Source organism: Streptomyces sp. NPDC002867 (assembly GCF_053591895.1).
The window spans coordinates 74,689-97,045 of sequence record NZ_JBSFUR010000001.1 but is presented as its reverse complement, the minus strand read 5'-3'; the positions used below and the strand labels follow the sequence as shown (position 1 = coordinate 97,045).

At 69.2% G+C, this 22,357-nt stretch carries 17 protein-coding genes and 2 pseudogenes; 8 read left to right on the top strand and 11 right to left on the bottom strand.

Annotation, left to right across the window (positions count from 1 at the left end):
- Window positions 1-132: 132 nt before the first annotated feature.
- From ACWD0A_RS00430 to ACWD0A_RS00420, 3 genes are all read left to right on the top strand, one after another.
- Window positions 133-1,548 (top strand): DEAD/DEAH box helicase, encoded by a 1,416-nt coding sequence (locus tag ACWD0A_RS00430; protein ID WP_451293151.1) that lies wholly within the window; start codon window positions 133-135, stop codon window positions 1,546-1,548.
- Window positions 1,549-1,742: 194 nt separating this feature from the next.
- Window positions 1,743-1,985 (top strand): DUF5302 domain-containing protein, encoded by a 243-nt coding sequence (locus ACWD0A_RS00425; protein ID WP_451293149.1) that lies wholly within the window; start codon window positions 1,743-1,745, stop codon window positions 1,983-1,985.
- A gap of 383 nt (window positions 1,986-2,368) precedes the next feature.
- A complete protein-coding gene (locus ACWD0A_RS00420) occupies window positions 2,369-2,719 on the top strand; it encodes a hypothetical protein (protein WP_451293147.1) in 351 nt (116 codons plus the stop codon).
- A 910-nt stretch (window positions 2,720-3,629) separates the two neighbouring features.
- Here the strand turns inward: ACWD0A_RS00420 and ACWD0A_RS00415 are convergent.
- Window positions 3,630-4,019 carry an SMI1/KNR4 family protein gene (locus tag ACWD0A_RS00415; RefSeq protein ID WP_451293145.1) on the bottom strand — a complete coding sequence of 130 codons (390 nt, stop codon included), beginning with the start codon at window positions 4,017-4,019 and terminating at the stop codon, window positions 3,630-3,632.
- Between the two features lie 511 nt (window positions 4,020-4,530).
- Entirely contained in the window at window positions 4,531-4,686 is a 156-nt protein-coding gene (locus tag ACWD0A_RS00410; protein ID WP_451293143.1) for a hypothetical protein, read from the bottom strand.
- Between the two features lie 738 nt (window positions 4,687-5,424).
- Between ACWD0A_RS00410 and ACWD0A_RS00405 the strand changes: the two genes are divergently transcribed.
- The 3 genes and pseudogenes from ACWD0A_RS00405 to ACWD0A_RS00395 form a co-directional block, all read left to right on the top strand.
- Window positions 5,425-6,381, top strand: a complete 957-nt coding sequence (locus ACWD0A_RS00405) for a trypsin-like serine peptidase (protein WP_451293141.1) — start codon at window positions 5,425-5,427, stop codon at window positions 6,379-6,381.
- 46 nt (window positions 6,382-6,427) lie between these two features.
- Window positions 6,428-6,655: a hypothetical protein gene (locus tag ACWD0A_RS00400; RefSeq protein ID WP_451293139.1), complete on the top strand. Its 228-nt coding sequence runs from the start codon at window positions 6,428-6,430 to the stop codon at window positions 6,653-6,655.
- A 653-nt stretch (window positions 6,656-7,308) separates the two neighbouring features.
- Window positions 7,309-7,422 (top strand): annotated as a pseudogene (locus ACWD0A_RS00395) (DedA family protein); the annotation flags it as partial.
- Window positions 7,423-7,834: 412 nt separating this feature from the next.
- On the opposite strand, the gene ACWD0A_RS00390 reads toward ACWD0A_RS00395, so the two are convergent.
- The gene (locus ACWD0A_RS00390) at window positions 7,835-8,395 is read right to left on the bottom strand and encodes a peptidase inhibitor family I36 protein (protein ID WP_451293137.1); all 561 of its coding nucleotides are present in this window, start codon (window positions 8,393-8,395) and stop codon (window positions 7,835-7,837) included.
- A 284-nt stretch (window positions 8,396-8,679) separates the two neighbouring features.
- Here ACWD0A_RS00390 and ACWD0A_RS00385 point away from each other — a divergent pair, with 284 nt between their 5' ends.
- Complete coding sequence (locus ACWD0A_RS00385; protein ID WP_451293135.1) at window positions 8,680-11,193, top strand: ATP-binding protein; 2,514 nt, start codon at window positions 8,680-8,682, stop codon at window positions 11,191-11,193.
- 74 nt (window positions 11,194-11,267) lie between these two features.
- Here the strand turns inward: ACWD0A_RS00385 and ACWD0A_RS00380 are convergent, their stop codons facing one another.
- The 5 genes from ACWD0A_RS00380 to ACWD0A_RS00360 form a co-directional block, all read right to left on the bottom strand.
- On the bottom strand, window positions 11,268-11,417 hold the full coding sequence (locus ACWD0A_RS00380) for a hypothetical protein (RefSeq protein ID WP_451293133.1): 150 nt from the start codon (window positions 11,415-11,417) through the stop codon (window positions 11,268-11,270).
- Window positions 11,418-11,709: 292 nt separating this feature from the next.
- Entirely contained in the window at window positions 11,710-14,526 is a 2,817-nt protein-coding gene (locus ACWD0A_RS00375; RefSeq protein WP_451293131.1) for a SpoIIE family protein phosphatase, read from the bottom strand.
- Between the two features lie 457 nt (window positions 14,527-14,983).
- Window positions 14,984-16,696 (bottom strand): glycerol-3-phosphate dehydrogenase/oxidase, encoded by a 1,713-nt coding sequence (locus ACWD0A_RS00370; RefSeq protein ID WP_451293129.1) that lies wholly within the window; start codon window positions 16,694-16,696, stop codon window positions 14,984-14,986.
- A gap of 86 nt (window positions 16,697-16,782) precedes the next feature.
- Entirely contained in the window at window positions 16,783-18,300 is a 1,518-nt protein-coding gene (gene glpK / locus ACWD0A_RS00365) for a glycerol kinase GlpK (RefSeq protein ID WP_451293127.1), read from the bottom strand.
- 56 nt (window positions 18,301-18,356) lie between these two features.
- Window positions 18,357-19,202, bottom strand: coding sequence for an MIP/aquaporin family protein (locus tag ACWD0A_RS00360; protein ID WP_451293125.1), 846 nt, complete (start codon window positions 19,200-19,202; stop codon window positions 18,357-18,359).
- A gap of 294 nt (window positions 19,203-19,496) precedes the next feature.
- Between ACWD0A_RS00360 and ACWD0A_RS00355 the strand changes: the two genes are divergently transcribed.
- A complete protein-coding gene (locus tag ACWD0A_RS00355; protein ID WP_451293123.1) occupies window positions 19,497-19,790 on the top strand; it encodes a hypothetical protein in 294 nt (97 codons plus the stop codon).
- A gap of 355 nt (window positions 19,791-20,145) precedes the next feature.
- Here ACWD0A_RS00355 and ACWD0A_RS00350 read toward each other — a convergent pair.
- From ACWD0A_RS00350 to ACWD0A_RS00340, 3 genes and pseudogenes are all read right to left on the bottom strand, one after another.
- Window positions 20,146-20,326: pseudogene (locus ACWD0A_RS00350) on the bottom strand (GNAT family N-acetyltransferase); the annotation flags it as partial.
- Window positions 20,327-20,623: 297 nt separating this feature from the next.
- Window positions 20,624-20,920 carry a toxin Doc gene (locus tag ACWD0A_RS00345; protein WP_451293121.1) on the bottom strand — a complete coding sequence of 99 codons (297 nt, stop codon included), beginning with the start codon at window positions 20,918-20,920 and terminating at the stop codon, window positions 20,624-20,626.
- 74 nt (window positions 20,921-20,994) lie between these two features.
- Window positions 20,995-22,341 carry an NAD(P)/FAD-dependent oxidoreductase gene (locus tag ACWD0A_RS00340; protein WP_451293119.1) on the bottom strand — a complete coding sequence of 449 codons (1,347 nt, stop codon included), beginning with the start codon at window positions 22,339-22,341 and terminating at the stop codon, window positions 20,995-20,997.
- Window positions 22,342-22,357: the final 16 nt, after the last annotated feature.

The following is a 22,357-nucleotide window of genomic DNA, read 5'->3' as shown; positions in this document are numbered from 1 at the left end:
GTGCCTTGTGTTAGTGTCACGCGTTTGCGTGGTCGTCGCGGTGGGCGATTCTGCCTGTTCGGTTCAGCTTGTGCGTGGGCTGTTCCATCCTGCCGGGCCTTCCTCGGTACGTTCCCTCGCGGAAGGCTGTTCATGAAGCATCCCGACGACTCCGGCATCGCTCACGGCGGTCCCGTCCAGTCCGAGGCCACCGCTCCGGCGCTGCCCCCGGCCGTCTCCTTCGCCGACCTGGAACTGCCGGTGGAGGTGCTGCGGACACTGAGCGGACTCGGGGTGCGCGAACCCTTTCCGATCCAGGCCGCCACACTGCCCGATGCCCTGGAGGGGCGCGACGTCCTGGGGCGCGGGCGCACCGGATCGGGCAAGACGCTCGCCTTCGGCCTGTCGCTGCTGACACGTACGGCCGGGCGGCGCGCCGAACCGAAGCAGCCCCTCGCTCTGATCCTTGTGCCCACCCGGGAGCTGGCCCTCCAGGTCACCCAGGCGCTGGCGCCGTACGCCGAGGCATTGCGGCTGCGGATGGCCACGGTCGTCGGCGGCATGTCGATCGGCCGGCAGGTCGCCGCGCTGCGCCAGGGAGCCGAGGTGGTCGTCGCCACCCCCGGACGCCTGCACGACCTGATCGAGCGCAACGCCTGCCGCCTGGGACGGGTAAGGATCACCGTGCTGGACGAGGCCGACCAGATGTGCGACTTGGGATTCCTGCCGCAGGTTGCCGACGTGCTCGACCAGGTACACCCCGACGGTCAGCGGATGCTGTTCTCAGCCACTCTGGATCGCGACGTCGATCAACTGGTCCGCCGCTACCTCCACGACCCAGTCGTCCACTCGGTCGACCCGTCCGCGGGCACGGTCTCGACGGTGGAGCACCACGTTCTGGTCGTCCACGGCCCTGACCGCTACGCCGTCACCACGGAGATCGCCGCCCGCGACGGCCGCGTACTGCTGTTCCTCGACACCAAGCACGCCGTCGACCAGATCACCCGGCATCTGCGGGCCAGCGGGGTGCACGCCGGGGCTCTGCACAGCGGCAAGTCCCAGCCACAGCGCACACGGACCCTGGCGCAGTTCAAGAACGGCCAGATCACCGTTCTGGTGGCGACCAATGTCGCGGCCCGTGGCCTGCACGTCGACGACCTCGATCTCGTGGTCAACGTCGACCCGCCCACCGACCCCAAGGACTACGTGCACCGGGCCGGCCGCACCGCCCGCGCCGGTGAGTCCGGCAGCGTGGTCACGCTCGTGCTGGCGGGCCAGCGCCGCGAGACGAGCCGCATGATGGCCGGGGCCGGCATCGAGCCTACCGTCACCAAGGTGCGCTCGGGCGAGGCGGAACTGAGCCGGATCACCGGCGCCAAGGCTCCCTCTGGCACCCCGCTCGACGGCGGGCCCGCCGTCCCCCGACCCAAGAACAGCAACGCTCCCTTCCGCGGCCTCGGCACCAGCAAGGACACCTCCCGCGGCGCCGGCGGCAAGTCCCGAAAGGCCGGCGAGGCCCGCAAGCTCGCCGAGGCCCGCAAGGCCGCCCTCGTGCGTCGCAACGGCTGAGAGCCGTTGCCCTGTCAGCGAATCTCCTGGCCAAGGGATCGACAACCCTCGGCCCGGCCCGAAGCCCGTCCTGTGCCTCCCACTACGAAGCGAACGCCCTCGGCCGCGCGGAGCAGGACGATGGTGCCGGCGCCCCGCACTGCGCCCCGGCATGACAAGCTGTGCTGGCCCACCCCCGAACCCAGGAGGTCACCATGACCGCAAAGCCCGTCACTACGGAAGGTTCGGAGCCGGCTGCCCCCGAGACGTCCCCTCTGGCGCCGGACAGCGACGGCAACTACGACCTCAAGCGCAAGTTCCGTGAAGCCCTGGCGCGCAAGCGCGGTGCGCAGGCGGACGCGGCCGATGTTGCCGCCAACCCGGATGCGTCGAAGGTGCGTGCGGCGCACGGTCCGGCTGCCAGCCAGCGGTCGTTCAGGCGCAAGAGCGGCGGCTGAGTCGATCCGTCCCGCGGTCCGGCCGCTCTGCCGGCGCTCTGCGCGCTGTCCACTCGCCCGCCCGGTGCCGTGGCCCGCGACGTGCGCATGTCCGTGTGCGGGGTGCGGGCGAGGCGTTGCCGGCGGTCTCGCCTGTGGGAGGGGCCAACCGCGGCTGGCGCGGGTCGGTGACGCCGCCGCACTGGCATTCCTGGCCAGGACGTCCGGCCGCCGACGTTGCACGGCGGCCAAGACGTAGCTGACGGCCCGGTGCGACGCCGGCGCGTCTCACCATCCCGGTCGGCGCCACCACCGGCGCCGTCCGCATCACTGATCATTCCGGGCTGAGGGCACTGCCTCGTCCGAGGGCACGCGGCTGGTGTCGCGCGCCCACCGTGCCAGCTGTGGCTCGGCACTCCGTAGCGGACAGCACGGGCTATGTCGTCTACGGCTGGGCCGAAATCGACATCGCGCACTGGAGCGTGGCCCTGCGCCGGCTGCTCGACTTCCGCAAGAAGCTGTACGCGGACACTGGCATCCCTGCCGACCACGAGCTGCACGCCATTCAGTTCATTCCCGGCCGAGGCACACCCTCGACCAGGCTCGCGTGGAACCGGCAGAAGAGGAACCGCCGCCGTGTCGCCCAGGACAACCTCGCGGCTGTCGCTGCCATGCCCGGCACCAGGGTGGGCGCAGTCTGGCGGCACACCAAGGAGAAGGACCGCGCGTACTACGATCAGCGCGCGGCGGTCTGACGAGGCGCTGCTGGCCGACCTGGACACCCGGCTCGCCGAGGCTGGCGCCATACAGCGCCCAGCGTCAGACCTGACCGCGCCGCGAGCGCCTGACGATGAGACCTCACTCCAGCGTCCTGAGCTGGCAAAAGACGCATTCGTGGAACCCATGAGGCCGTCCTGCCCGCCCGGACGTGAGCCCGGTTTCGGTGCCGCCCCTGGACGGGTGTGGGCGCGAACATGCCTGGCGATGTCTGTGAGTTCTGGCAACGCTTGAGGACGTGTGGTGGGGCACGGATGTGCTCTGCGGGACGAGGCTGCGACGGTGCCATCGAAGTCCATGGTCGACTTGTACGCGGCGATCCGTCGTGATGCTTGCGACGGGGGTGTCCTGCCGAGCCTTGACAGTGAGCACGGTGTCGGGTTCCGCACGGGCGAATCAGCGGCTGGAGTCGCTGTCGACGGAGCCTCCAGTCCGGTCGGGAGACGGAACCGAACGGACAGATACGGGCGTCCAGCCACCATGAAGGATCACCCGGACGGCATAGTCCTCGTGAGCGATCCGTGGGCCACCGCTGACGATGCCGCCGCCCTGGAGAAGAGCGACGGCGCCTGCCACACCACCGCACCCAAGCTGCCGGACGAGGTCCGCCACCACCGGGAGGCGATGGGCGTGGCCTGCTGGCCACCACCGGGGACAACGTGTGGGTCACCGGCGTCCTCGTCATCATCACTCCGGTTGCGGTGGCGCTCGTGCTGCTGCCCTTTGCACTGGCGCCGATGGGCGTCCTGCTCGCGTGCCTGCGCGAGCGGCTGGACGGCGGCACGGGACGGCACCGATGCCAGTTCGCATCGACATTCTCAGGCCCTGGTTTTGCTCACGGGTAGCGGGATCAGGCACAAATTCCGTGAGCGTCAGGAAGGCTAGGGCTCAGGTTCGTTCGTCCCGTTTCCATCCGGTTTCGGGGAACTGATCGAGCAGTGCAGAGAACGAAGTTGCCTGGTGGATGGCGGACGACCAGTCCTGAGCGGAGACGTCCAGCAGGACCAGAGGCGGGGGTTCCTGCCGGAAATCGTAGGTGAGCATTTCGCGGCTTCTGTCCCCGCCGATGACGATGCTCCCAGGGAAGCGCTCCTGGAAGTCGCCAGCCTCATTGACTTCGATGAGCTCAGCACTGGCATTGATCATCAGGAAGTCGTCCGCAGGAGGAACGAACCGGGCGATGCTCCCTTCCGTGGCCAGGAAGTGTCGGTAGTCCTCGGGAAATCGGACTCCGAAGCGGCGCTCAGCCTGCGCGATCTGGTCGTCGTTCGAACTCATGAGGCCGTTCTGTCAAGGCCGGTCATGCCTGGTGGCGGTGGCTGCCGTGAGCTGTGGTGAGCAGGACTCGCTTCCGGAGGAGGGGAAGTTTTGCTTGTCCGAACTCTGCCGTTTGATCATTTTAATGGGGTTGCCCCGTCCTTCCACCGGACCGGAGTTCCAGCAGGTGGTCAGGCCCTGGACGACGGCGCCCCAGTCCTTCTCCAGGCCGGTGGCGAATGTGTGGAGTCCGGGCGGATCCTCTGCGCGGGTTGCGGTGACCCAGTCTTTGAGGTGCTGGCCAGCCAGCCGGTGGCCTGCCGGACGCCGGGTGGAGCGGGAGCGACAACGCGGATGCGGCGGCGTCGCCTCGGTCGCAGGTAGTCGCTGATCGTCTGGTGGCTGACGCGGTAGCCGAGGGCCTGGAGCTCGGCGTGCAGGTGGATCGCGTTGGTGAATCCTTCGGCCCAGCGTTCGTCCAAGTGAGGCTTGTAGGGGTCGAGCTGACTGGGCCGGGGCTGGTGTCGTCCGCTCAGGAGCTCTTCGGGGCTGCGGCGCGGGCCGTGCGGCGGACGGTGTTCCCGCCCATGTGCAGTTCTCGGGCGATCTCACGGATGCCGTGCCCCTGGGCGAGCAGAGCATGGACGGTTGCGTGGCGTTCGCGGATACGGGCCTCGATCGGCGACATCTTCTTCTGGGCTCTGCATGGTCGGCGACGGCATCGTTCGGCAGGCCGTCAGCCCTGCTGGCTGCTGTCTTGAGGCAGTTGCTGTGGCGGCGCACGCTGCGTTCGACGGCGGTGCCGAGGTTCTGCCAGAGGTAGAAGCGGTCGGCAACCTGGATCGCGTCCGCGGCGCCTTCGGCGTAAGAACCGGCCCGGTCACGGCAGATGATCTACGCCTGAAGAAGCACCACGAGTCGCCGACCAGGTGGGACGGCTGAACCGTCCGATATCCAGGGCCCGATGAAGGAGATTCGGGCGGTCGACCTTCCCGGAAGAGACGGCATTCAGATTTATGCGTCAACGTGACCCAGAAATCCTCAAGCGTCAGGGATATGACCTGCGGGTTGATGACAGCTGACATGGTCGTTTTTTCTCGGAGAGAAAAACACATCCAGCCCCTGGAGCCACATCACTCACATCCCCGCAGGTCAGCCGGATACCACAAGGCGCCACCGTCAGCTCCCAGCACACAAGCATTCGGCAAGCAAGCGGTGGGCCCTGACCGACCTGAATACGCGGCACGATAAGTGAATAGCGGAGGGACTCATTTCGTACTATCGCGCTGGCACTTGCCAGACCTACGGTCGCTTCGACTCCGCACATTGACTGGAGAACTGCAGCAATGTGCGTCCGCATCGACCATTTGGGGTACCACTCGTGCGCAGTCTCAGACAGGCACTTCTACCGCTGGCCACTGCCGTCATGCTGGCATTGGTCGGGGCGGGCCCCGCCGTGGCGGGCCCCGCCGCCCCTGCCGAGCCCGGATCCGCCGCCGTCCCGGCCGGCAGCGCAACCACCGCCGCCACTCCGCGGCTCGCCGGCGGTGCGCCGGTCGACTCGGCGGCCGCCGCCGCGCTGGCCCGCTACTGGACGCCGGAGCGGATGAGCAAAGCCATCTCCCTCGACCGGACAGCCGGGTCGCCGAGCGCCGCCCAGAGCAAGGCCGGCCCCACCGGGAAGCCGGGATCGACACCGCCCGCCGAGGGACGGTCGGACACGGTCCGGCCGCTGGTCACCGAATCCGCCGCGGTGGGCAAGGTGTTCTTCACCAACCCCAGCAACGGCCTCAACTACACCTGTTCGGCCAGTTCCCTCAACAGTCCCTCCAAGCAGATGCTGATCACCGCCGGGCACTGTGTGCACGGGGGCAGCGGCGGCACGTGGATGACGAACTGGACCTATGCGCCGCGCTACCGGTCCGGTGCCCGTCCCTTCGGCACCTACGCCGCCAAGCAGTTCCGCACCTTCAACAGCTGGATCAGCAGCAGTGACCTCGGCCGGGACGTGGCGATGGTGACCACCTGGCCGCTCAACGGCAACAAGGTCGTCAATGTCACCGGCGGTCACGGACTGAGCTGGAACTACTCGCGCACCCAGGCCATGACCGTTATGGGCTACCCGGGCAACCGCGACGGCGGCCAGATCCAGTGGGCATGCCAGGGCACCACGCGAGCGGTGGGCGACGGCCGTATTGAACTCCAGTGTGACTTCGGCGGCGGATCGAGCGGCGGGCCGTGGCTGCGGGAGTTCAACGACGCCAACGGCCTCGGGTACGTCAACGGAGCGATGAGCACCCTCGCCACGGGCGGCTGGAACCGCAGCTCGTACTTCGACGACGCCGTCAAGGCGATGTTCGACGCCCAGGGCAGCGTCACCTGACAACCTGACAGCCCGGCAACCCGGCATCCTGGCGAGGAGCAGTCCAATGCGTCGCAGTAGCTTGAGCCGATGGGGCACCGCCGCCGCCCTGCTCACCGGAGTTGTAGCGGTGGCCGCATGGCGTACCGCCACGGCCGCGCCGCCCCCCGAGCCGCAGCCGGACTCCGGAACCACCAGCAGCAATGTGCGACAGAGCCCGGATGAGGTACGGGACTACTGGACGCCGGAACGGACGAAGGAGGCCCGGCCCGCCCCCATGCCGGAAGACGGCTGAGGACGGCAAGCGGGACTGGTCGGGCCGGGCCCATGACGGGCGCAGGTGGTGCGGGCAAGACCCGCGCCCCCGCGCCCGTTCGGCCTGCGAGGCGTATGCGTCCGGCAGTCAGGCGGGCATGCGCAGCACCGCTACCCCGGTCATCCGGTCCGCCGACAGGTCGTCCAGGGCGGTGTCGGCGTTCACCCAATGAGGTCGGGCTGGCAGACATCGGCTCCATGCCGTCCGGTGCAAGCCTTCCAGCGCTGGGAGCTCAGGGCAGTGGCGAGGTCGTCTGGCACACCGATCACAACCACGAGGTGAGGATCAGACTGAGTGAGTGGATCGATCACGGCTGAGTGGGTCGGCGGCTCGTGCCTCTCGCCGGTAATGCGTCATGCGCCCGAGTGGCCCCCGGAAGGCCGCAGCAACAGCAGGCCACCAGCACCGGGATGCCGCGGTGGAAGCTCGGGACAACGCCACGGTTGACGCATCCGGCAGGACAACGGCCAAAGCCGTTCCACCGACCTCATGAAGCTGGACGCTCAGCCCGATTGGCCGCGCGCCCCGGGTGCCTCTCAGCAGGCGAAAAGCACCCCATCTCGACATGTCGATGAGTCTGATCTGCCGACAATCGGCGCGTTCTCTTTGAGCGGGACGATCGAGCGGCTGCAGTCTCCGCACTGCGCGAGCGCGCGGCCCCCGACCGGCTGGAGCAGGCCCAGGAGAAGCTGGCCCGGCACGGGGTGGCGGTGCTGGTGCTGTCGCGTCTGGCTCGCGACGCTCGGGCAGTGTGAAGCTCTTGGGCCGTCCGCCCTTGTACTCGGGATACAGGGAGGCGAAGCCGTCGGCATCGAAGTTGTGGATCACATCCCGGACCCGGTCGTCGCTGGTGAACGTCACCTCCGCGATCTTCGCCACCGGCATGCCCTGCTCGCCGGCGCGCGCGGCGCGATGAGTCGTCCACGAGCACCGCACTCCCCCACCCCGAGGCGCATCGAGTGCACTCCCGTGCGGACCGGGGCACACCGCAGTGGCGTCCACTCGCCGCTGGTGGGCACGATGTCGTCCACTCCCACCCCCGGCCGTCTTTTCTTCGCGGGCCTTGGCCGCCTTCTCCGGTTCGCCGGACGGGCCAGTCCCATAACGCCGCGCCCCCGGCCGGCGAGGGGCCGGCCGGGGGCGGACACGGTGTCTGGGTCAGTGGAACTTGATGGAGCTGGTCGCGTCGTTCATGGCACCCAGTCGGCTGCGGTTGCCGACGTAGTACGCCTTCAGGCCCTGGAAGCCACCGTCCTCGAACAGTTCGATGTCGCAGTTGGCTCCGCTGAAGAATGAGGAGACCCGGTCGTTCCACCCGTTGGGCATGGCGTCGACATGGAAGTCCGCCCCGTTGCCGTCCTGGCACTTGCGGTTTCCGGTGAAGGTGTAACTGTTGCCCTGGAAATTCTCGTGCTCGAAGAGGGTCACCAGGGTCTCGTCGGCGCGGGCCCCCCTCAGGGCTGCCGAAAACCGGCCGTTGCCAATGGCCTCCGCCGGATTCTCCGGCAGGCCGGTGACCGAGGTGCCGGTGGCGAAGGAGGTGGCGGCCCGGAAGCTCGCGAAGCAGGCCGGCTGCTGTCCCGGCCGCGCATCCACAGCGATCACGCAGTGCTCGGTGTCATCGGTCCGTTCCGCAGCCGCCGCTCCCGTCGGGGCCGTGAGCGCGGTGAGCGCGGCCGCAGCAGCGGCCACTATGGCGGGCGTCCGTAATGTCGTCATGCATGTCCTCCGTGATGTCGTGGCCCCTCACACGGGGCCTTGGCGATGACCAGACAATCAGCGGGGAGGCCCCAAGCACCATGCAGGACGACCTGCAGAACGCGGGCCCTTGTTACTGCAGGTAGTTGTGCCGGTGGCGCCAGGGCGGGACGCGGCCGGAATGGGACGCTTGCGTCAAGTGCCGGCCTCGCCCGGGCATTACTGAGCGGTAGGATCCGCTCAGGGCGGGAACAGCCGGGGGTGGCTGTGGCGGCGCCGAGAGGTCACAGCCATAGGGGGTCGTGGTGACAGCTGGCTCGGGCACGGCTCCGAACGGCGTCGCCTTCGGCCCCCTGCTCAGGTCGCTGCGGTGTTCGGCCGGCTGGACCCAGGAAGAGCTCGCCGAGCGGTCAGGGCTCAGCGTACGGGCCATCAGCGACTGCGAACGCGGCCGGATCCGGCGGCCCCAGAGGCGCAGCACCGCGGCCCTGGCCACGGCTCTCGGCCTCGGTGGAAGCGACCTGGAGGAATTCGTGCGGGCCGCGCGCGGCGGGCCCCGGCCGGCTCCGCCCGCCGCGTCGCTGCCCCGGCCACCGGCTCCGTACATCATGGACCGGGCGCACGACGGCGGGGGCGAGGCAGAGGAGGGTGGCGAGCGCGCAAGCGCCCGCCCGGCGGAGGACCCACCAGCCACAGCGCACCCCTGGCCCCCAGCCGGCCCACTGGTGTCCGCCATCGGTCCGGCGCAATTGCCTCGGCTGCCCGCCGGACTGGTGGGACGAGCCCGGGAGCTGGCCGCCCTCAGTGATGCGGCCTCAGGTCCGGGCGGCGTGTGCACTGTGACCGGACCGGCCGGCGTGGGCAAGACCTCGCTCGCCCTGTGGTGGGCGCACGGTGCAGCCGCCGCTTTCCCCGACGGACAGCTCTTCGCGGATCTGCGAGGCTTCTCCGAGGACGATCCGGCCGACTCGGCCGCCGTTCTCCAGAGCTTTCTGGCCGCACTCGGGCTGCCCCGCGATGCGGTGCCGGGTGACGTGACGGCTGCCCAGGCGCTGTACCGCTCCGCTCTGGCAGGTCGGCGAGTCCTGGTCGTCCTCGACAACGCCTGCGGATCGGAGCAAGTACGGCCGCTGTTGCCGGGGAGCGCCGGCTGCGCGGTGGTGGTCACCAGCCGCCACCGGCTCCAAGGGCTGGCCGCCCGGGACGGTGCCCGGACCCTGACCCTCGATGTGCTGGACGGCCCGGAGAGCCTGCGCCTTCTGACGGCCGTCCTCGGCGAGGAGCGGATCGCCCGGGCGCCCGCTGCCGCGCGCGCGCTGGCGGACGCGTGCGGCGGGCTGCCGCTCGCCCTGCGCATCGTGGCGGCCCGGTTGACCTCCCACCCCACCTGGCCCCTGGAGGCGCTTGCCGCCGAACTCGCCGACGAGCGGCACCGGCTCACCGCGCTCTCCGCCGAGGACACGGATGTCGTCGCGGCGCTGCGGCTGAGCGTCCGTGCCCTGCCTGCGCCGGTGGAGCCCGTCTTCGCGCTGTTCGGACTGCACCCCGGGCTCGATCTGGAGGCACACGCCGTCGCCGCGGCCCTCGAGAGCAGCCCGGCGACGGCCCAGCAGGCGCTTGACCACCTCGCCTCGGCTCACTTGGTGCAGGAATGGGTTCCCGGCCGGTACGCCTGCCACGACCTCGTACGCCTGTACGCGCGCCGGTACACGTCGGGCGCCCGGTCGGCCGAGGCCTTGCGCCTCCTGGACCACTACCTGCATGCCGCCTATGCGGCATCCCGGGCGGCCGACCCCGCCGGACGGCCGTGCTGCGACCTCCCCGCCTGGTCTCCACCGCCCTCGGTCCGGCCCCCGTCGCCGACGACCCATGTGGAGGCGATGCGCTGGTACCACACCGAGGCCGACAATCTCCAAGCGATGGTCCAACTGGCCCACAGCCTCGGTGATCATCGACACGCCTGGCGGCTGACCGTGCTGCTATGGCCCCTGATGACCTCTCAGAGCCACCGCGACTGGACGCCTCTCCTCGCCCGTGGACTCGCAGCCGCCGAGGCCGTCGCCGATCCCGTCGCCCGGTCACGCATCCTGGTCCTGCTGGGATGGGCCCTCACCGAGAACGGACGCTGCGACGAAGCCGTATCCCGCCTGCGGCAAGCGGTCGAACTCACCGACCGGACCGGTGACCGATGCGATCAGGCGACCGCCGTGACCAATCTCGGCCTCGCACTCGCACGCCTCGGGCGGTCACAGGAGGCACTGACCCACTACGACAGGGCGCGCTCTCTCGCCCAGCAGATCGGGGACCGGCGCACCATCGCCCTGGCTCTGGCGCACTCCGCCCAGCTCCACCTCACCCTCGGCAGCACCACCCAGGCGCTCGACCGGAGCCGAAAGGGCCTGGAGCTGGGCGGCACCACACCGCTCGGTGGATTGGAAACGCTGCTCCTGGAGATCGCGGGCACGGCGCTGTGCGACATGGGGCGGACCCAGCAGGGACTCGCACTGCTGCGACGGGCGCTGCTCTGCGCGGAGTCCGAGCAGAACATCCTCGGCGAAGCCAACGTCCTCGACAGCCTCGCCCTCGCCCTGGACCGCACCGGCTCCCCGCAGCAGGCCGGGGAGTACCGCGACCGGGCGCGGACACTGCGCTCCGCCATACGCGGCCCCGCACAGGCCACCGCGCACGTCGACGGTGTGGCGGCAGGCAAGTGCGGCGAGGGGTTGCTGAACGGGCTGGTGGAGGGGGATCAGGCGTTGACCGAGCGCTTGGTGCGCGCAGCTGTCAGCAGGCGGCTCCAGGACGGTGCTCTGTCGTAGCGCTACCGACAGCTGAGGGCGGGCAGGGCCGCCACCAGCGTCAGCACCACGCGCAGGCCCACTCCGTACGGCGCTCATCGGGCTTGGGGCGGAAGGGAGTCGGCCACCAGCCACGCGGCGCGGTCTGCCGCGTCCTGCACAGATGCGGCTGTGGCGCCGAGGACGCGGGCGGCTGCCGTGTCGTCCAGTCCGACAACCTCGCGCAGCAGCAGGGCCTCCGCCAAGTCCGGGAGCAGCGCCGTCAGCGCGCGCCGGACTTCATCGGTGCGGCCTGCGCGAGACCGGGCAGGGGCCGCCCTGGACGCACGGCCCGGACGCGGAGGTCGGTGCCGTCGCCCTGGAAGAGGCACCGTTTGTGGGCATGCCTGCTCACGAGAACGAAACGGGGGAATCGCGCCAAGGTACGAAGTATCTGACAGCGTCACGAACTGCCGCAATTACTGACGTTCCGTCAGTCCATCTCACTCGAAAGCAGCCGCCCCTGACCGACGACGACAGCGAACTACCTCTGGAGTGTCAGAGGGTGGGATCATCGAACTGCTCAAGGAGAACGTCGGCCGGTGTGCTGACCTCGGTGGTGGACGCGCCGTCGCCAAGAGGTTGTTCGGTCCAGATGATCTTGCCACCCGATGTGTACCGCGTTCCCCATCGCTGAGCGTGCTGGGCCACAATGAACAGCCCTCGCCCACCCTCGTCCGAGGTGGCCGCCCGGCGTAGACGCGGCGAGGTGCTACTGGCATCCGACACCTCGCAGGTCAAAGAGCGGCCGTGCAGCAGTCGCACCCTGATCGGAGGTGATCCGTACCGGATCGCGTTCGTGACCAACTCGCTGATGATCAGTTCCGTGGTGAACCCGATCTCTTCCTCCCTCCACTCATGCAACTTCTCCCTGCAGTGCGCCCGCACCGAGGCGACTGCCGCCGGGTCCGGGGGCACGTCCCACTCCGCCACGCCCGGCGGCGGGAACACCCGGGTACGTGCGACCAGCAGCGCGATGTCATCGGACGGGTGTGTCGGCACCATCGCGTCGACCACCGCCTGACAGGTTTCCTCGGGTGTGCGTTTCCCGGCTTCTTCCAACGCCCGGCGCAGCCCTCTCAGCCCGACGTCGATGTCGCGGGTTCGGTCCTCCACCAACCCGTCGGTGTACAGCACCAGTCGTGAGTCCTCGGGCAGTTGGAGTTCACGGGTTTCGAAGGGGTAGCCACCCACTCCGAGCGGGGGCGAGGCCGGCACGTCCGGACAGGTGACGGTCCCGTCGGGGTGCACCACTACCAGGTCGGGGTGTCCGGCACGGGCCGCCGTGCATGCTCCTGATATCGGGTCGTAGATCGCGTACAGACACGTCGCTCCCGTCACCCCCTGTCCCTCATGGGCTTCCGCAGCCTCGCCGGTGCTCCCCTCGTTGTCCATACGCACGACCAGGTCGTCCAGGTAGCCGAGCGCCTCGTCCACGGGGAGGTCCAGCGCGGAGAGGTTCTGTACCGCGGTGCGCAGCCGCCCCATCGTCACCGCCGCGTGCAGTCCGTGACCGACGACATCGCCCATCACCAGCGCCACTCGCCCGCCCGGCAGCGCGATGAGATCGAACCAGTCCCCGCCTACCCCTGACTCCGCCGGCAGATACCGCCAGGCCACCTCCAGTGCATCCTGTTCCGGCTGCCCCCGCGGCAGCAGACTCCGCTGCAGCTTCACCGCCATCGAATGCTCGCGGGTGAACCGCCGCGCGTTGTCGATAGCCACCGCCGCCCGCGCGGACAACTCCTCCGAATAGGACAGGTCCTGCTGCTCGAACGCCGGTGAGTTCCCCGTCCGGTAGAAGTTCGCCACGCCCAGCGGCACACCCCGCGCCTGCAGGGGCACGGTCACCAGCGAATGCACCCCGTGCTCCAGTGCCTCGCGCGTGCGATCCGGATCCTGCTCCTGCCACTCCCCCGCCTGCCGCAGGTCCGCCTCCAGCACCGCCAGCCCCCGCTCCAACGCCCGCATCTGTGGCGTCGCCGGCGAGAGCTTGATCTTTTCGTCCACCGGGTACAGCAGCAGAATCTGCTGATCGCCGCTGCTCGCCGCACGCCGCAGATGCCGCCATTTCTCCGCCGTTGGCTCCTGGCCTTCCAGCACCGCATCCAGCAGATCGACTGTGACGAGGTCGGCGAACCGCGGTACCACCACCTGAGCCAGCTCCTGTGCCGTACTCACCACATCGAGCTTCGTCCCGATCCGCACTCCCGACTCGTAGAGCAGGTCAAGCCGCTCCCACGCCGCCTGTGCCCGCCCCGACACTGCCGCCAGTTCCGTTGTGTCCCGCAACGTCACCACGCTGCCCTCTTGGGCCCGCTGCGGGAACGTGGGCCGCTTGTTCACTGCCAGCAACCGGCCCTCCACCAGATGTACCTCGTCCGTGACCGCCTCCCCGGACGCCAGCATGTGCGTGATCTCCCCCGGCATCCCCAGCTCCCGTACGAGCCGGCCCTCCGCGTACGTCGACAGGCTCAGCAGCCGCTTCGCCTCGTCGTTGGCCAGCAGCAGACGCCCCTCGGCATCGGTGATCAGCACCCCTTCTCGCACCGCGTGCAGGACCGCGTCGTGGTGCTCGTACATGCGCGTGATCTCGGCCGGGCCCAGGCCATGGGTCTGCCGCTGCAGCCGCCGGGAGACCAGAGCTGTGCCGGCGGCAGCCATCGCCAGCGCGGCCGCCCCGGCACCCAAGGTGATCGGCAGCTGCGGCATCCACAGTCTTGCCACGTTCTTGACCGTGATCCCGGCTGACACGAGGCCGACGACCTCGCCGCCGGCATCCGTCACCGGGACCACTGCCTGCACGGCCGTTCCCCGACCCGCCGGCAGGGGCGGCCCGCCCGCCTCCTCAATGGTGGTGCGGCCTTCCAGCGACGGTTGGATGCTGCCGACGAACTTCTTCCCGATCTCTTCCGGGTACGGATACGTATAGCGAATCCCCTTGGTGTCCATGACAACAATGAAATCCACCCCCGCACTCTTCCGAGCCGCTTCCGCACGCGGCTGCAGCACCGCCGTCGGGTTTGGGCTGCGCAGCGCTTCAACCACGCCCGGGGCCTCCGCGAACGCCTGGGCCGCGACGACCGACTCCCGACGCCCCTGCTGCAGGGCGTCACGCGCCGCTTGAAGGACCACAGACGTCAGCCCGGCCGCGACCAGCAGCGCGATGATCAGGATCTCGACGAGGAATACCCGCCCGGGGATACTGCGCGGGTTCAGCAGGGACTCTCGAGGACGATCACGTGGCTGCCCGGCAGACGGATGGCGCGACGGCTTCCGATTCAGCCGGGGAGATCCCTTCGTGATTGGATTCATAGCACCCGCTCCGGTTCGGCGAGACATCACCAGCGTACGCGCGCCCGTCGCCGCATGTAGGCGGCACGGTCGGCCGCACAGGGTCTGCGCCGCGCTTCCCGTCCAGCCGCCGGGCGACCTCCCCGGCCAGTGCCTGTCCGTCCAACCCGTTATTGCCCCCTGCGCCTGCGGCACCTACCTCACCGCGGAACTTCCGACGAGAGTGCCCTGGCTTCAAGCTCGAAGAGCTCGGCACGAAGCCGGGTGCCCCTGTCGGCTGCGACTACCGGCTCCAGACCAAGCGTGATGTCAGCCACGAATGGTTCCCATGCTGCTGGGTTGAAGCGGAAAGCGGGCCCGTAAGGGTTTTCGAGTCCCGCACCGACATGTCGCCGTTGCCGCCTTGCGCCTGGCGCCTTGCGCACTGGCCCTCTTGGTCCTTGCTGTCCTACTTCTTCAGACGCGGGGCCGGAGAAGCTCAACGCACCGGGATGATGTCGGGGGCACCGATCCGTACAGCGTCGGCGGTCTGATCGTCCGGCTGCTGCTGGGCCTCGCGTTCCGCCGCCACCCGCTTGAGGTAGTGGTCTACCTCGCGGTTCTGGTGCGCTCGGTCCCATCTCAGGTGAGACGCCATCAGCCCGGCCACGGTGCCTGCCGCGTCCACGCCGCGGTCCCACGACTCGATGGAGATCCGGGTACGCCGGGCGAGCACATCCTCCAGATGGCGGGCTCCCTCGTGGGTGACCGCATAGACGGCCTCGACGCGGAGGTAATCGTCGGAACTGGGCAGCGGCTCGCCGAGTGAAGGATCATCCGCGACCATGTCGAGCAGTTCGGGAACCAAAGAGCCGTAGCGGTTCAGCAGGTGCTCGATGCGGGCGACATGCAGCCCGGAGCGCTGGGCGAGGCTGTGGCGGGAGTTCCAGAGGGCCGGATAGCCATCCGCGCCGAGTAGCGGCACGCGCTGCGTGATGCAGGCGGCCACCTTCTCGTCCAGACCGCGGGCCGCCTCGTCGACCGCGTCCTTGGCCATCACCCGATAGGTCGTGTACTTGCCGCCGGCCACCACCACGAGCCCGGGAACCGGGTGCGCGACCAGGTGCTCCCGGGACAGCTTGCTGGTCTCCGCGGCCTCCCCGGACAGGAGTGGACGCAACCCGGCGTAGACGCCCTCGACGTCCTCCGCGACCAGCGGTGTGGCCAGTACGCGGTTGACGTGGTCGAGCAGGTAGTCAACGTCTTTGGCGCTCAGTGCGGGATGGGCCTTGTCCAGTTTCCAGTCGGTGTCGGTCGTCCCGATGATCCAGTGCCGTCCCCAGGGAATGACGAACAGCACGCTCTTCTCTGTCCGGAGGATCAGGCCGGTGCGGGAGTTGATCCGGTCACGCGGGACCAGCAGATGCACACCTTTGGAAGCGCGGACGTGGAACTGCCCGCGGGTGCCGGCCATGGATTGGGTGTCGTCGGTCCACACGCCGGTCGCGTTGATGACCTGCTTGGCGCGTACCTCGGTCTCCTCTCCGGTCTCCAGGTCCGTCACCACGGCGCCCACCACGCGCTCGCCCTGGCGCAGGAAGCGACTGACGCGGGCGCGATTGGCGGCCAGCGCCCCGTACGCCGCCGCGGTGCGGACAAGGAACATGGTGTGCCGGGCGTCGTCGACCTGGGCGTCCCAGTACTGGATCGCGCCGACCAAGGCGTCGGAGCGCAGCGCCGGTGCCTCGCGCAGCGCCTGGCGTTTGAGCAGGTGACGGTGGCGGGGGAGGCCGCGGGCCGTACCGGAGGCTGCGGCCATCATGTCGTAGAGCAGAACGCCGGCTCCGACGTACGGTCGCTCCCGGACCCGGTGTCGCAGTGGGTAGAGGAACGGCACCGGCCGCACCAGATGGGGGGCCAGGAACTGCAGCAGCAATCCACGCTCCTTCAGCGCCTCTGCGACCAGCCGGAAGTCCAGCATCTCGAGGTAACGCAAACCGCCGTGGATCAGTTTACTGGAGCGGCTGGACGTACCCGAGGCCCAGTCACGGGCTTCGACGAGGCCGACTCGCAGGCCCCGGGTAGCTGCGTCCAGGGCCGCCCCGGCGCCCACGACCCCGCCACCGACGACGAGGACGTCCAGTTCTCCTCCACCCAGCCCGGCAAGGGCTCGGGCCCGTGCCTGGGGTGAGAGAGGCACTGGGCTCACCATGGGTCCCACCTCCTCGTGCTGCGGTCGTGGGCCGCGTGCACCGGCGCCTGGTGTCCCGCGGTGCGACGCCGCCATGAACCGGCGGGCTATTCCACCTTGGCCCAGTCGAGCGTTCGCTCCACCGCCTTCTTCCAGCCCGCGTATCCCTCCGCGCGCTGCTCCTCGGACCATTGGGGCTCCCAGCGCTTGGATTCCTGCCAGTGGGTACGCAGTTCATCCGTGTCCCGCCAGAATCCCGTGGCAAGACCTGCCGCGTACGCGGCACCCAGCGCGGTCGTCTCGGCGACGACGGGCCGGCTGACCGGTACGCCGAGGACATCCGCCTGGATCTGCATGCACAGGTCGTTGGCCGTCACACCGCCGTCGACCCTGAGTACGTCCAGGTGGACGCCCGAATCCTGCTCCATGGCCTCCACCACGTCGCGGCTCTGGTAGCAGATGGCTTCCAGAGTGGCCCGCGCCAAGTGGCCGCCATCGTTGTACCGGGCCAGACCGACGATCGCGCCGCGGGCGTCGGAGCGCCAGTACGGGGCGAACAGGCCCGAGAAGGCGGGGACGAAATAGATGCCACCGTTGTCGTCGACCGTGCGGGCCAGCGTCTCGCTCTCGGCCGCGGTCTTGATGATCTTCATCTGGTCGCGCAGCCATTGCACCGCGGACCCGGTGACCGCCATGGAACCCTCGAGGGCGTAGATCGCGGGGCTGTCGCCGAACTGGTACGCCACGGTGGTCAGAAGGCCGTGTTCGGAGCGGACCAGTTCGGTGCCGGTGTTCAGCACCAGGAAGTTGCCGGTGCCGTAGGTGTTCTTGGCCTCGCCGGGTGAGTAGCAGACCTGCCCGACGGTTGCCGCCTGCTGGTCGCCGAGGACCCCGGTGATGGGAATGGCGGCCCGCAGCGGCCGGGAGGTGCGGGTCACGCCGAACGCCTCCCGGTGGGAGGACGGGTTGATGCTGGGCAGCATCGACCGCGGGATGCCGAAGAACCCGAGCAACTCGTCGTCCCAGTCCAGCGTTTCTAGATTCATCAGCATGGTGCGGCTGGCATTGGTCACGTCGGTGGCGTGGATGCCTCCCTCGGGCCCGCCCGTGAGGTTCCACAGAACCCACGCGTCGGTGTTTCCGAACAGGGCGTGGCCCTGGTCCGCCGCCTCGCGGACACCGTCGACGTTCTCCAGGATCCACTGGATCTTGCCGGCCGAGAAGTACGTCGCCGGCGGCAGTCCCGCCTTGCGGCGGATCACGTCGCCCTGGCCCGAACGCTCAAGGGCAGCCGCGATGGAGTCGGTGCGGGTGTCCTGCCAGACGATGGCGTTGTAATACGGACGGCCGTTGCGTGGGTCCCAGACGACGGTCGTCTCCCGCTGGTTGGTGATGCCGATCGCCGCCAGGTCGTCCGGCGACAGGTTCCCGTGCCGGAGGGCGTTCTGGATTACCGAGTTGGTGCGTTCCCAGATCTCCACCGGGTCGTGTTCGACCCAACCCGACCGGGGGAGTATCTGGGCATGCTCCAACTGGTGCCTCGCCACCTCGTTGCCGACGTGGTCGAAGATCATGAACCGGGTGCTGGTGGTTCCTTGGTCCACCGCGCCGACGAAGTCCGCCATGGCATTTCGCCTCTTCTCCTGGAGGGACTGGAGTTGGCGGCCTCACGCGAGGCCGGTCAACCCTCGGGGGTGGGAACTCGTCCGGGCGGCTCCGGCTCCGCGGTCGGCAGGAACCGGCCGACGAAGAACTTGTAGACGAAGGCGCCGAGGAGACCGCCGATCAGCGGTCCGACGATCGGCACCCAGAAGTAGAAGTTCCCGTACTGATCTCGCCACGCTCCGCCGTATCCGGTGAGGAAGCTCGCCAGCCTCGGCCCGAAGTCACGGGCAGGGTTGATCGCGTAGCCCGCGTTGGTGCCCCAGGCCATACCGATGGCCACGACGACCAGGCCGATGATGAACGGTGCCAGATTGGCGCCAGGGGGTGTGTTCAGCAGGTCGGTGATCGCCAAGATCAGCAGCAGCAGAATCGCAGTGCCGATGATCTGGTCCCGGAACGCGCCCCACTCGTAGACCGGCAGATTCGGGTTGCCGTTGGCGGGCAGCGTCGAGAAGACACCCTGCGTCTTGATGGTGTGGCCGGGGTCCGCCTTCGCCAGTGCCTCGGTGTAGTTCCACCGCACCAGCAGCGCCGCCACGAAGGCACCCGCCGTCTGGGCCAGCGCGTAGGGGGCTACCTTGCTCCACGGGAAGCCCTTGAATGCGGCAAGGGCCAGTGTCACCGCAGGATTGAGGTGAGCACCACTCAGTCGTGCTGCCACGTAGACGCCCAGGGTGACGCCGAAGCCCCATGCCCAGGCGATGCTGTCGTGGTCTCCGAGACCGCCCGCGGGGTCCGTGAGGGCTCCGCCCGCGACCACTTGGGCAACCACGCCGCAACCGAAGAGGATGAGAATCATGGTGCCGAGGAACTCGGCCGACATTTCGCCGACCAACCCCAGCCTTCTGAGCCGCTCAGCCATGTGAGCCTGCTTCCTGCCGGCCCTCTCGACCGGCCTGTCGCTCGCCCCCCGAGTGATCCACGAACCATCGTAGGATGGTCCCGGGAAGTCCGCGCGCGAAAGCGCTTCGCCCGGCTGCCGATCATGGCAGCGACCGGTTCGTCCGGGGCTCCACTGCACTACCCAGCAGTTCTGGGCGCGCAAGCGCATGGCGGTACCCAACGAGGCCAGCACATGCAATCGGCAGCACGCTGCACCTCGGGCGCGCCGCTGCATCGCCGCCGGCCAGCCAAGAGCGGCAAACACTGCGCGGCCTTGGCCGAGGCCGAGCATGCCCGCACCCTGCTCACCGGTGCCCCCGGCGACGAGGTGCCGTTCTGGGCGCTGGCCTGGGGCCCGCCGGCCGCGTCGGTGTACTCCCGCGCCGCAAAGATCCACGAGACCATAGGAAACCACCGGGCAGCCGCCGAGCACTACGCGCTGGCCGCCACGGCCCGCCCGGCAGACACCTACGCACGCATCGTCGCCCTGGACCTGGACCTGGTCGCGGGCGCGGAGATGCACCTCAAGCGCGGCAGCGTCGAGCAGGCGTGCGCCACCTGGCACTAGGCCATCGACCACATGGGCGGCGTCCGCTCCGTCCGCACCCGAAAGGCCGTCGCCCGCATGCGAAGCGACCTCGCACGCTTCCGGGCCCGTGGCCTGTGGTGCGTGGCCGAGCTCGACGAACGGGGACGCTACTTCCTCGCCGGCGCCTGATTTCAGCGGCACCCAGAGAAGCGGCGGACGACCGGCTCCAAGCAGTTCGCGTGCGGCCCGGCCAGACCGGCCAGTTCGTCCGGTGAGCGCACCAGGGCGATGTCGTCGAGTTCAGGTTCGCGGCCCTGGGCACGCTCGGCTGCCGCAGCAGCGGTGAAGCCTGCACGCAGCGTTGCCTCGGGAAGGGGCCGAAATGCTTCCCCACCTGGCGGACGTTCAGCGCGCTCAGCAGTCCACATACGAAAGCTCTCCTCAGAGCGGGGAGGCTCGACCAGGTCAGCATTGCGGACATCGACGGTGTGCTGAGCCAGGTCGCGGAAGCCTTCCCAGTCGTCGGGCTCGACGCCCCGCAGACGCACCTTCTCACCAGTCCACATGTCACCCATGGCGCCCACCACTTCAGTCCGCTGCAAGGCGCTGTCGGCCATCCACGTCAAGTGCCAGATGATATCGCCGGCATGCGATTGCGCCTTGAGCATTTTGAACTCAACGGCTCGTCGTCGGCTCGCCCGCGTCCGCGCCCAGCCGGACGCCCGCGCCGCCGAAGACAAACTGTCTTCCTGACCCGGCGCACACCAAGACCCCCGCGGCTCGCCTGTCCGCGGGGGCCCAGCATCTGCACGTCAAAGCCTACGGCCGTCAGCAGCCCAGCACCCGTCCTCTCCCCGGCATGGCGTAATCGCCTACCGGGTCCGCCAGGATCGCAGGCGGTCGGCGATGTCGAAAGCGTCCAGCCGCTGCGCCTTGATGTCGTCGATCAACTGCCTCCACTGCTGCTGGCTCGCGTCGATGGTCTCGCCGGAGGCCTCGATGTACGCCACGGCGACCGCGTAACCGTAGAGCTCGTTGCGGGCAGGGAGGGGACGCGTGAGCACGATCGTGTCGAGGAGGGCGGCCGCCCGCCAGTAGGCGTCGGGGTCGGACACGTCGAGGTGGGGCGTGTTCACCCGATGCCGGGCGACGGCCGCCACCGATCCCATGCCGCCACGGCGTACCGTACTTTGCCGCGCTCCGAGCATCCCGCCTCGACCACTGCCCCGTTTCGCGGCCCCGGTCAGGTCACCGGAGCCGCGCCGCGTCGGGCGTTCCGCCGGCTTCCGTTGATCCGGTCGTTGAAACGGTCGACGGCCCAGATGGTCCGCAGCCCCGGAGCGCCCATCATCAAAGGACGAGGGAACGTGGACTTCTTCGCCCAGAGCGTCTTCAAGTCCTCGTGCTGTTCCCCGTCCACGATCAGGTCGGGGATGAGTGAGCCGAGGTACGGTGCCTGGGCCAAGCCGTGGCCATTGCAGGCGACCGAGTAGAAGACGCTGTCGCCGATATTGCCGGCGAGCGGAAGCCACGACGAGGTGATCGCGATCCATCCGCCCCAGGCTCGCGCGGCCGCGACGTCGGCCAGCGCGGGGAAGCGTGTTTCGAAGGCGCGTGCGAGTTCGGCGACGACAGCCTCGTCCGGCTTCCTCAGGGGAAGCGGGTAGTTCTTCCCCCGCTCGAGCCGGCGGACGCCGAACACGATGGTGTTGCATGAGGTCAGCCGGTAGTTCTCCATGATGTTGTGTTGGGTCACCACCCCCGACCGGCTGGTCCACCCCAGCGCGGCCAGGCGCGCGGGATCGATCGGCTCGGTCTCCACCTCGGTGACCCAGATCGGCACGCAGAGCCGCTTGGGAGCGATGGCCAGCTCGCCGCCGAAGGCGTTCGTCGCGAGCACGATCTTGTTCGCGCGCACCTCGCCTCCGGGTGTCCTGACGGTGACGTGATCGCCGTCCCGCGTGATGTCGGTGACGCGCGTCTGCTCGAAGACCCGGGCGCTCGACGAGAGGACGGCGCGGCGGATGCCCAGGCTGAACTTGCCGGGGTTCATCGTCCCGCCGACGGACTCGCGCATACCGCCGAGGAATCCGCGGGGGATCCCGAGCTCCGCGCTCGTGCCCAGTTCGACCTTCGCGCCGGCCTTCCGCAGAAGCTTCGTCACGCGGCGCACGCGACCCATCTGCCCACGGGACACGGCAGCACAGACGTTGCCCGTCGGCTCGTAGTCGCAGTCGAGGTCCAGTCGTTCGATCAGCTGCTCCACGAAGTGCGCGGCGTTGTCGGCGAACCGAGCGATGCCGGGAAACCGCTTGGGGTAGAGCATGCTCAGGAGCTGGATGTCGCCTCCCGGGGCGCCTGCCACCTGCCCGGCGTTGCGGGAGGCGGAGCCGTGGCCGCAGAACTCGGCCTCCAGCAGCACCACGTCCCGGCCGCGCTCGGCCAGCCGCAGCGCCGTCGACATGCCCGCCAGGCCGCCGCCCACGACCGCGAGCTCACAGGTGACGTCTTCCCGCAGGGCGGACCGGACATCGCGGGGCGGGTCGACCCACCCGCTGAAGGTGGTGTACTCGACGTTGTCCGTCCTCATCTCACTGTTCCTTTTC

Excerpts from the sequence above, each read along its gene's own strand:
- ACWD0A_RS00430 (WP_451293151.1), top strand. The coding sequence starts at position 133 with ATGAAGCATCCCGACGACTCCGGCATCGCTCACGGCGGTCCCGTCCAG.
- ACWD0A_RS00425 (WP_451293149.1), top strand. The coding sequence starts at position 1,743 with ATGACCGCAAAGCCCGTCACTACGGAAGGTTCGGAGCCGGCTGCCCCC.
- ACWD0A_RS00415 (WP_451293145.1), bottom strand. The coding sequence starts at position 4,019 with ATGAGTTCGAACGACGACCAGATCGCGCAGGCTGAGCGCCGCTTCGGA.
- ACWD0A_RS00410 (WP_451293143.1), bottom strand. The coding sequence starts at position 4,686 with ATGTCGCCGATCGAGGCCCGTATCCGCGAACGCCACGCAACCGTCCAT.
- ACWD0A_RS00405 (WP_451293141.1), top strand. The coding sequence starts at position 5,425 with ATGCTGGCATTGGTCGGGGCGGGCCCCGCCGTGGCGGGCCCCGCCGCC.
- ACWD0A_RS00400 (WP_451293139.1), top strand. The coding sequence starts at position 6,428 with ATGCGTCGCAGTAGCTTGAGCCGATGGGGCACCGCCGCCGCCCTGCTC.
- ACWD0A_RS00390 (WP_451293137.1), bottom strand. The coding sequence starts at position 8,395 with ATGACGACATTACGGACGCCCGCCATAGTGGCCGCTGCTGCGGCCGCG.
- ACWD0A_RS00375 (WP_451293131.1), bottom strand. The coding sequence starts at position 14,526 with ATGAATCCAATCACGAAGGGATCTCCCCGGCTGAATCGGAAGCCGTCG.
- ACWD0A_RS00370 (WP_451293129.1), bottom strand. The coding sequence starts at position 16,696 with ATGGTGAGCCCAGTGCCTCTCTCACCCCAGGCACGGGCCCGAGCCCTT.
- glpK (WP_451293127.1), bottom strand. The coding sequence starts at position 18,300 with ATGGCGGACTTCGTCGGCGCGGTGGACCAAGGAACCACCAGCACCCGG.
- ACWD0A_RS00360 (WP_451293125.1), bottom strand. The coding sequence starts at position 19,202 with ATGGCTGAGCGGCTCAGAAGGCTGGGGTTGGTCGGCGAAATGTCGGCC.
- ACWD0A_RS00345 (WP_451293121.1), bottom strand. The coding sequence starts at position 20,920 with ATGGGATCGGTGGCGGCCGTCGCCCGGCATCGGGTGAACACGCCCCAC.
- ACWD0A_RS00340 (WP_451293119.1), bottom strand. The coding sequence starts at position 22,341 with ATGAGGACGGACAACGTCGAGTACACCACCTTCAGCGGGTGGGTCGAC.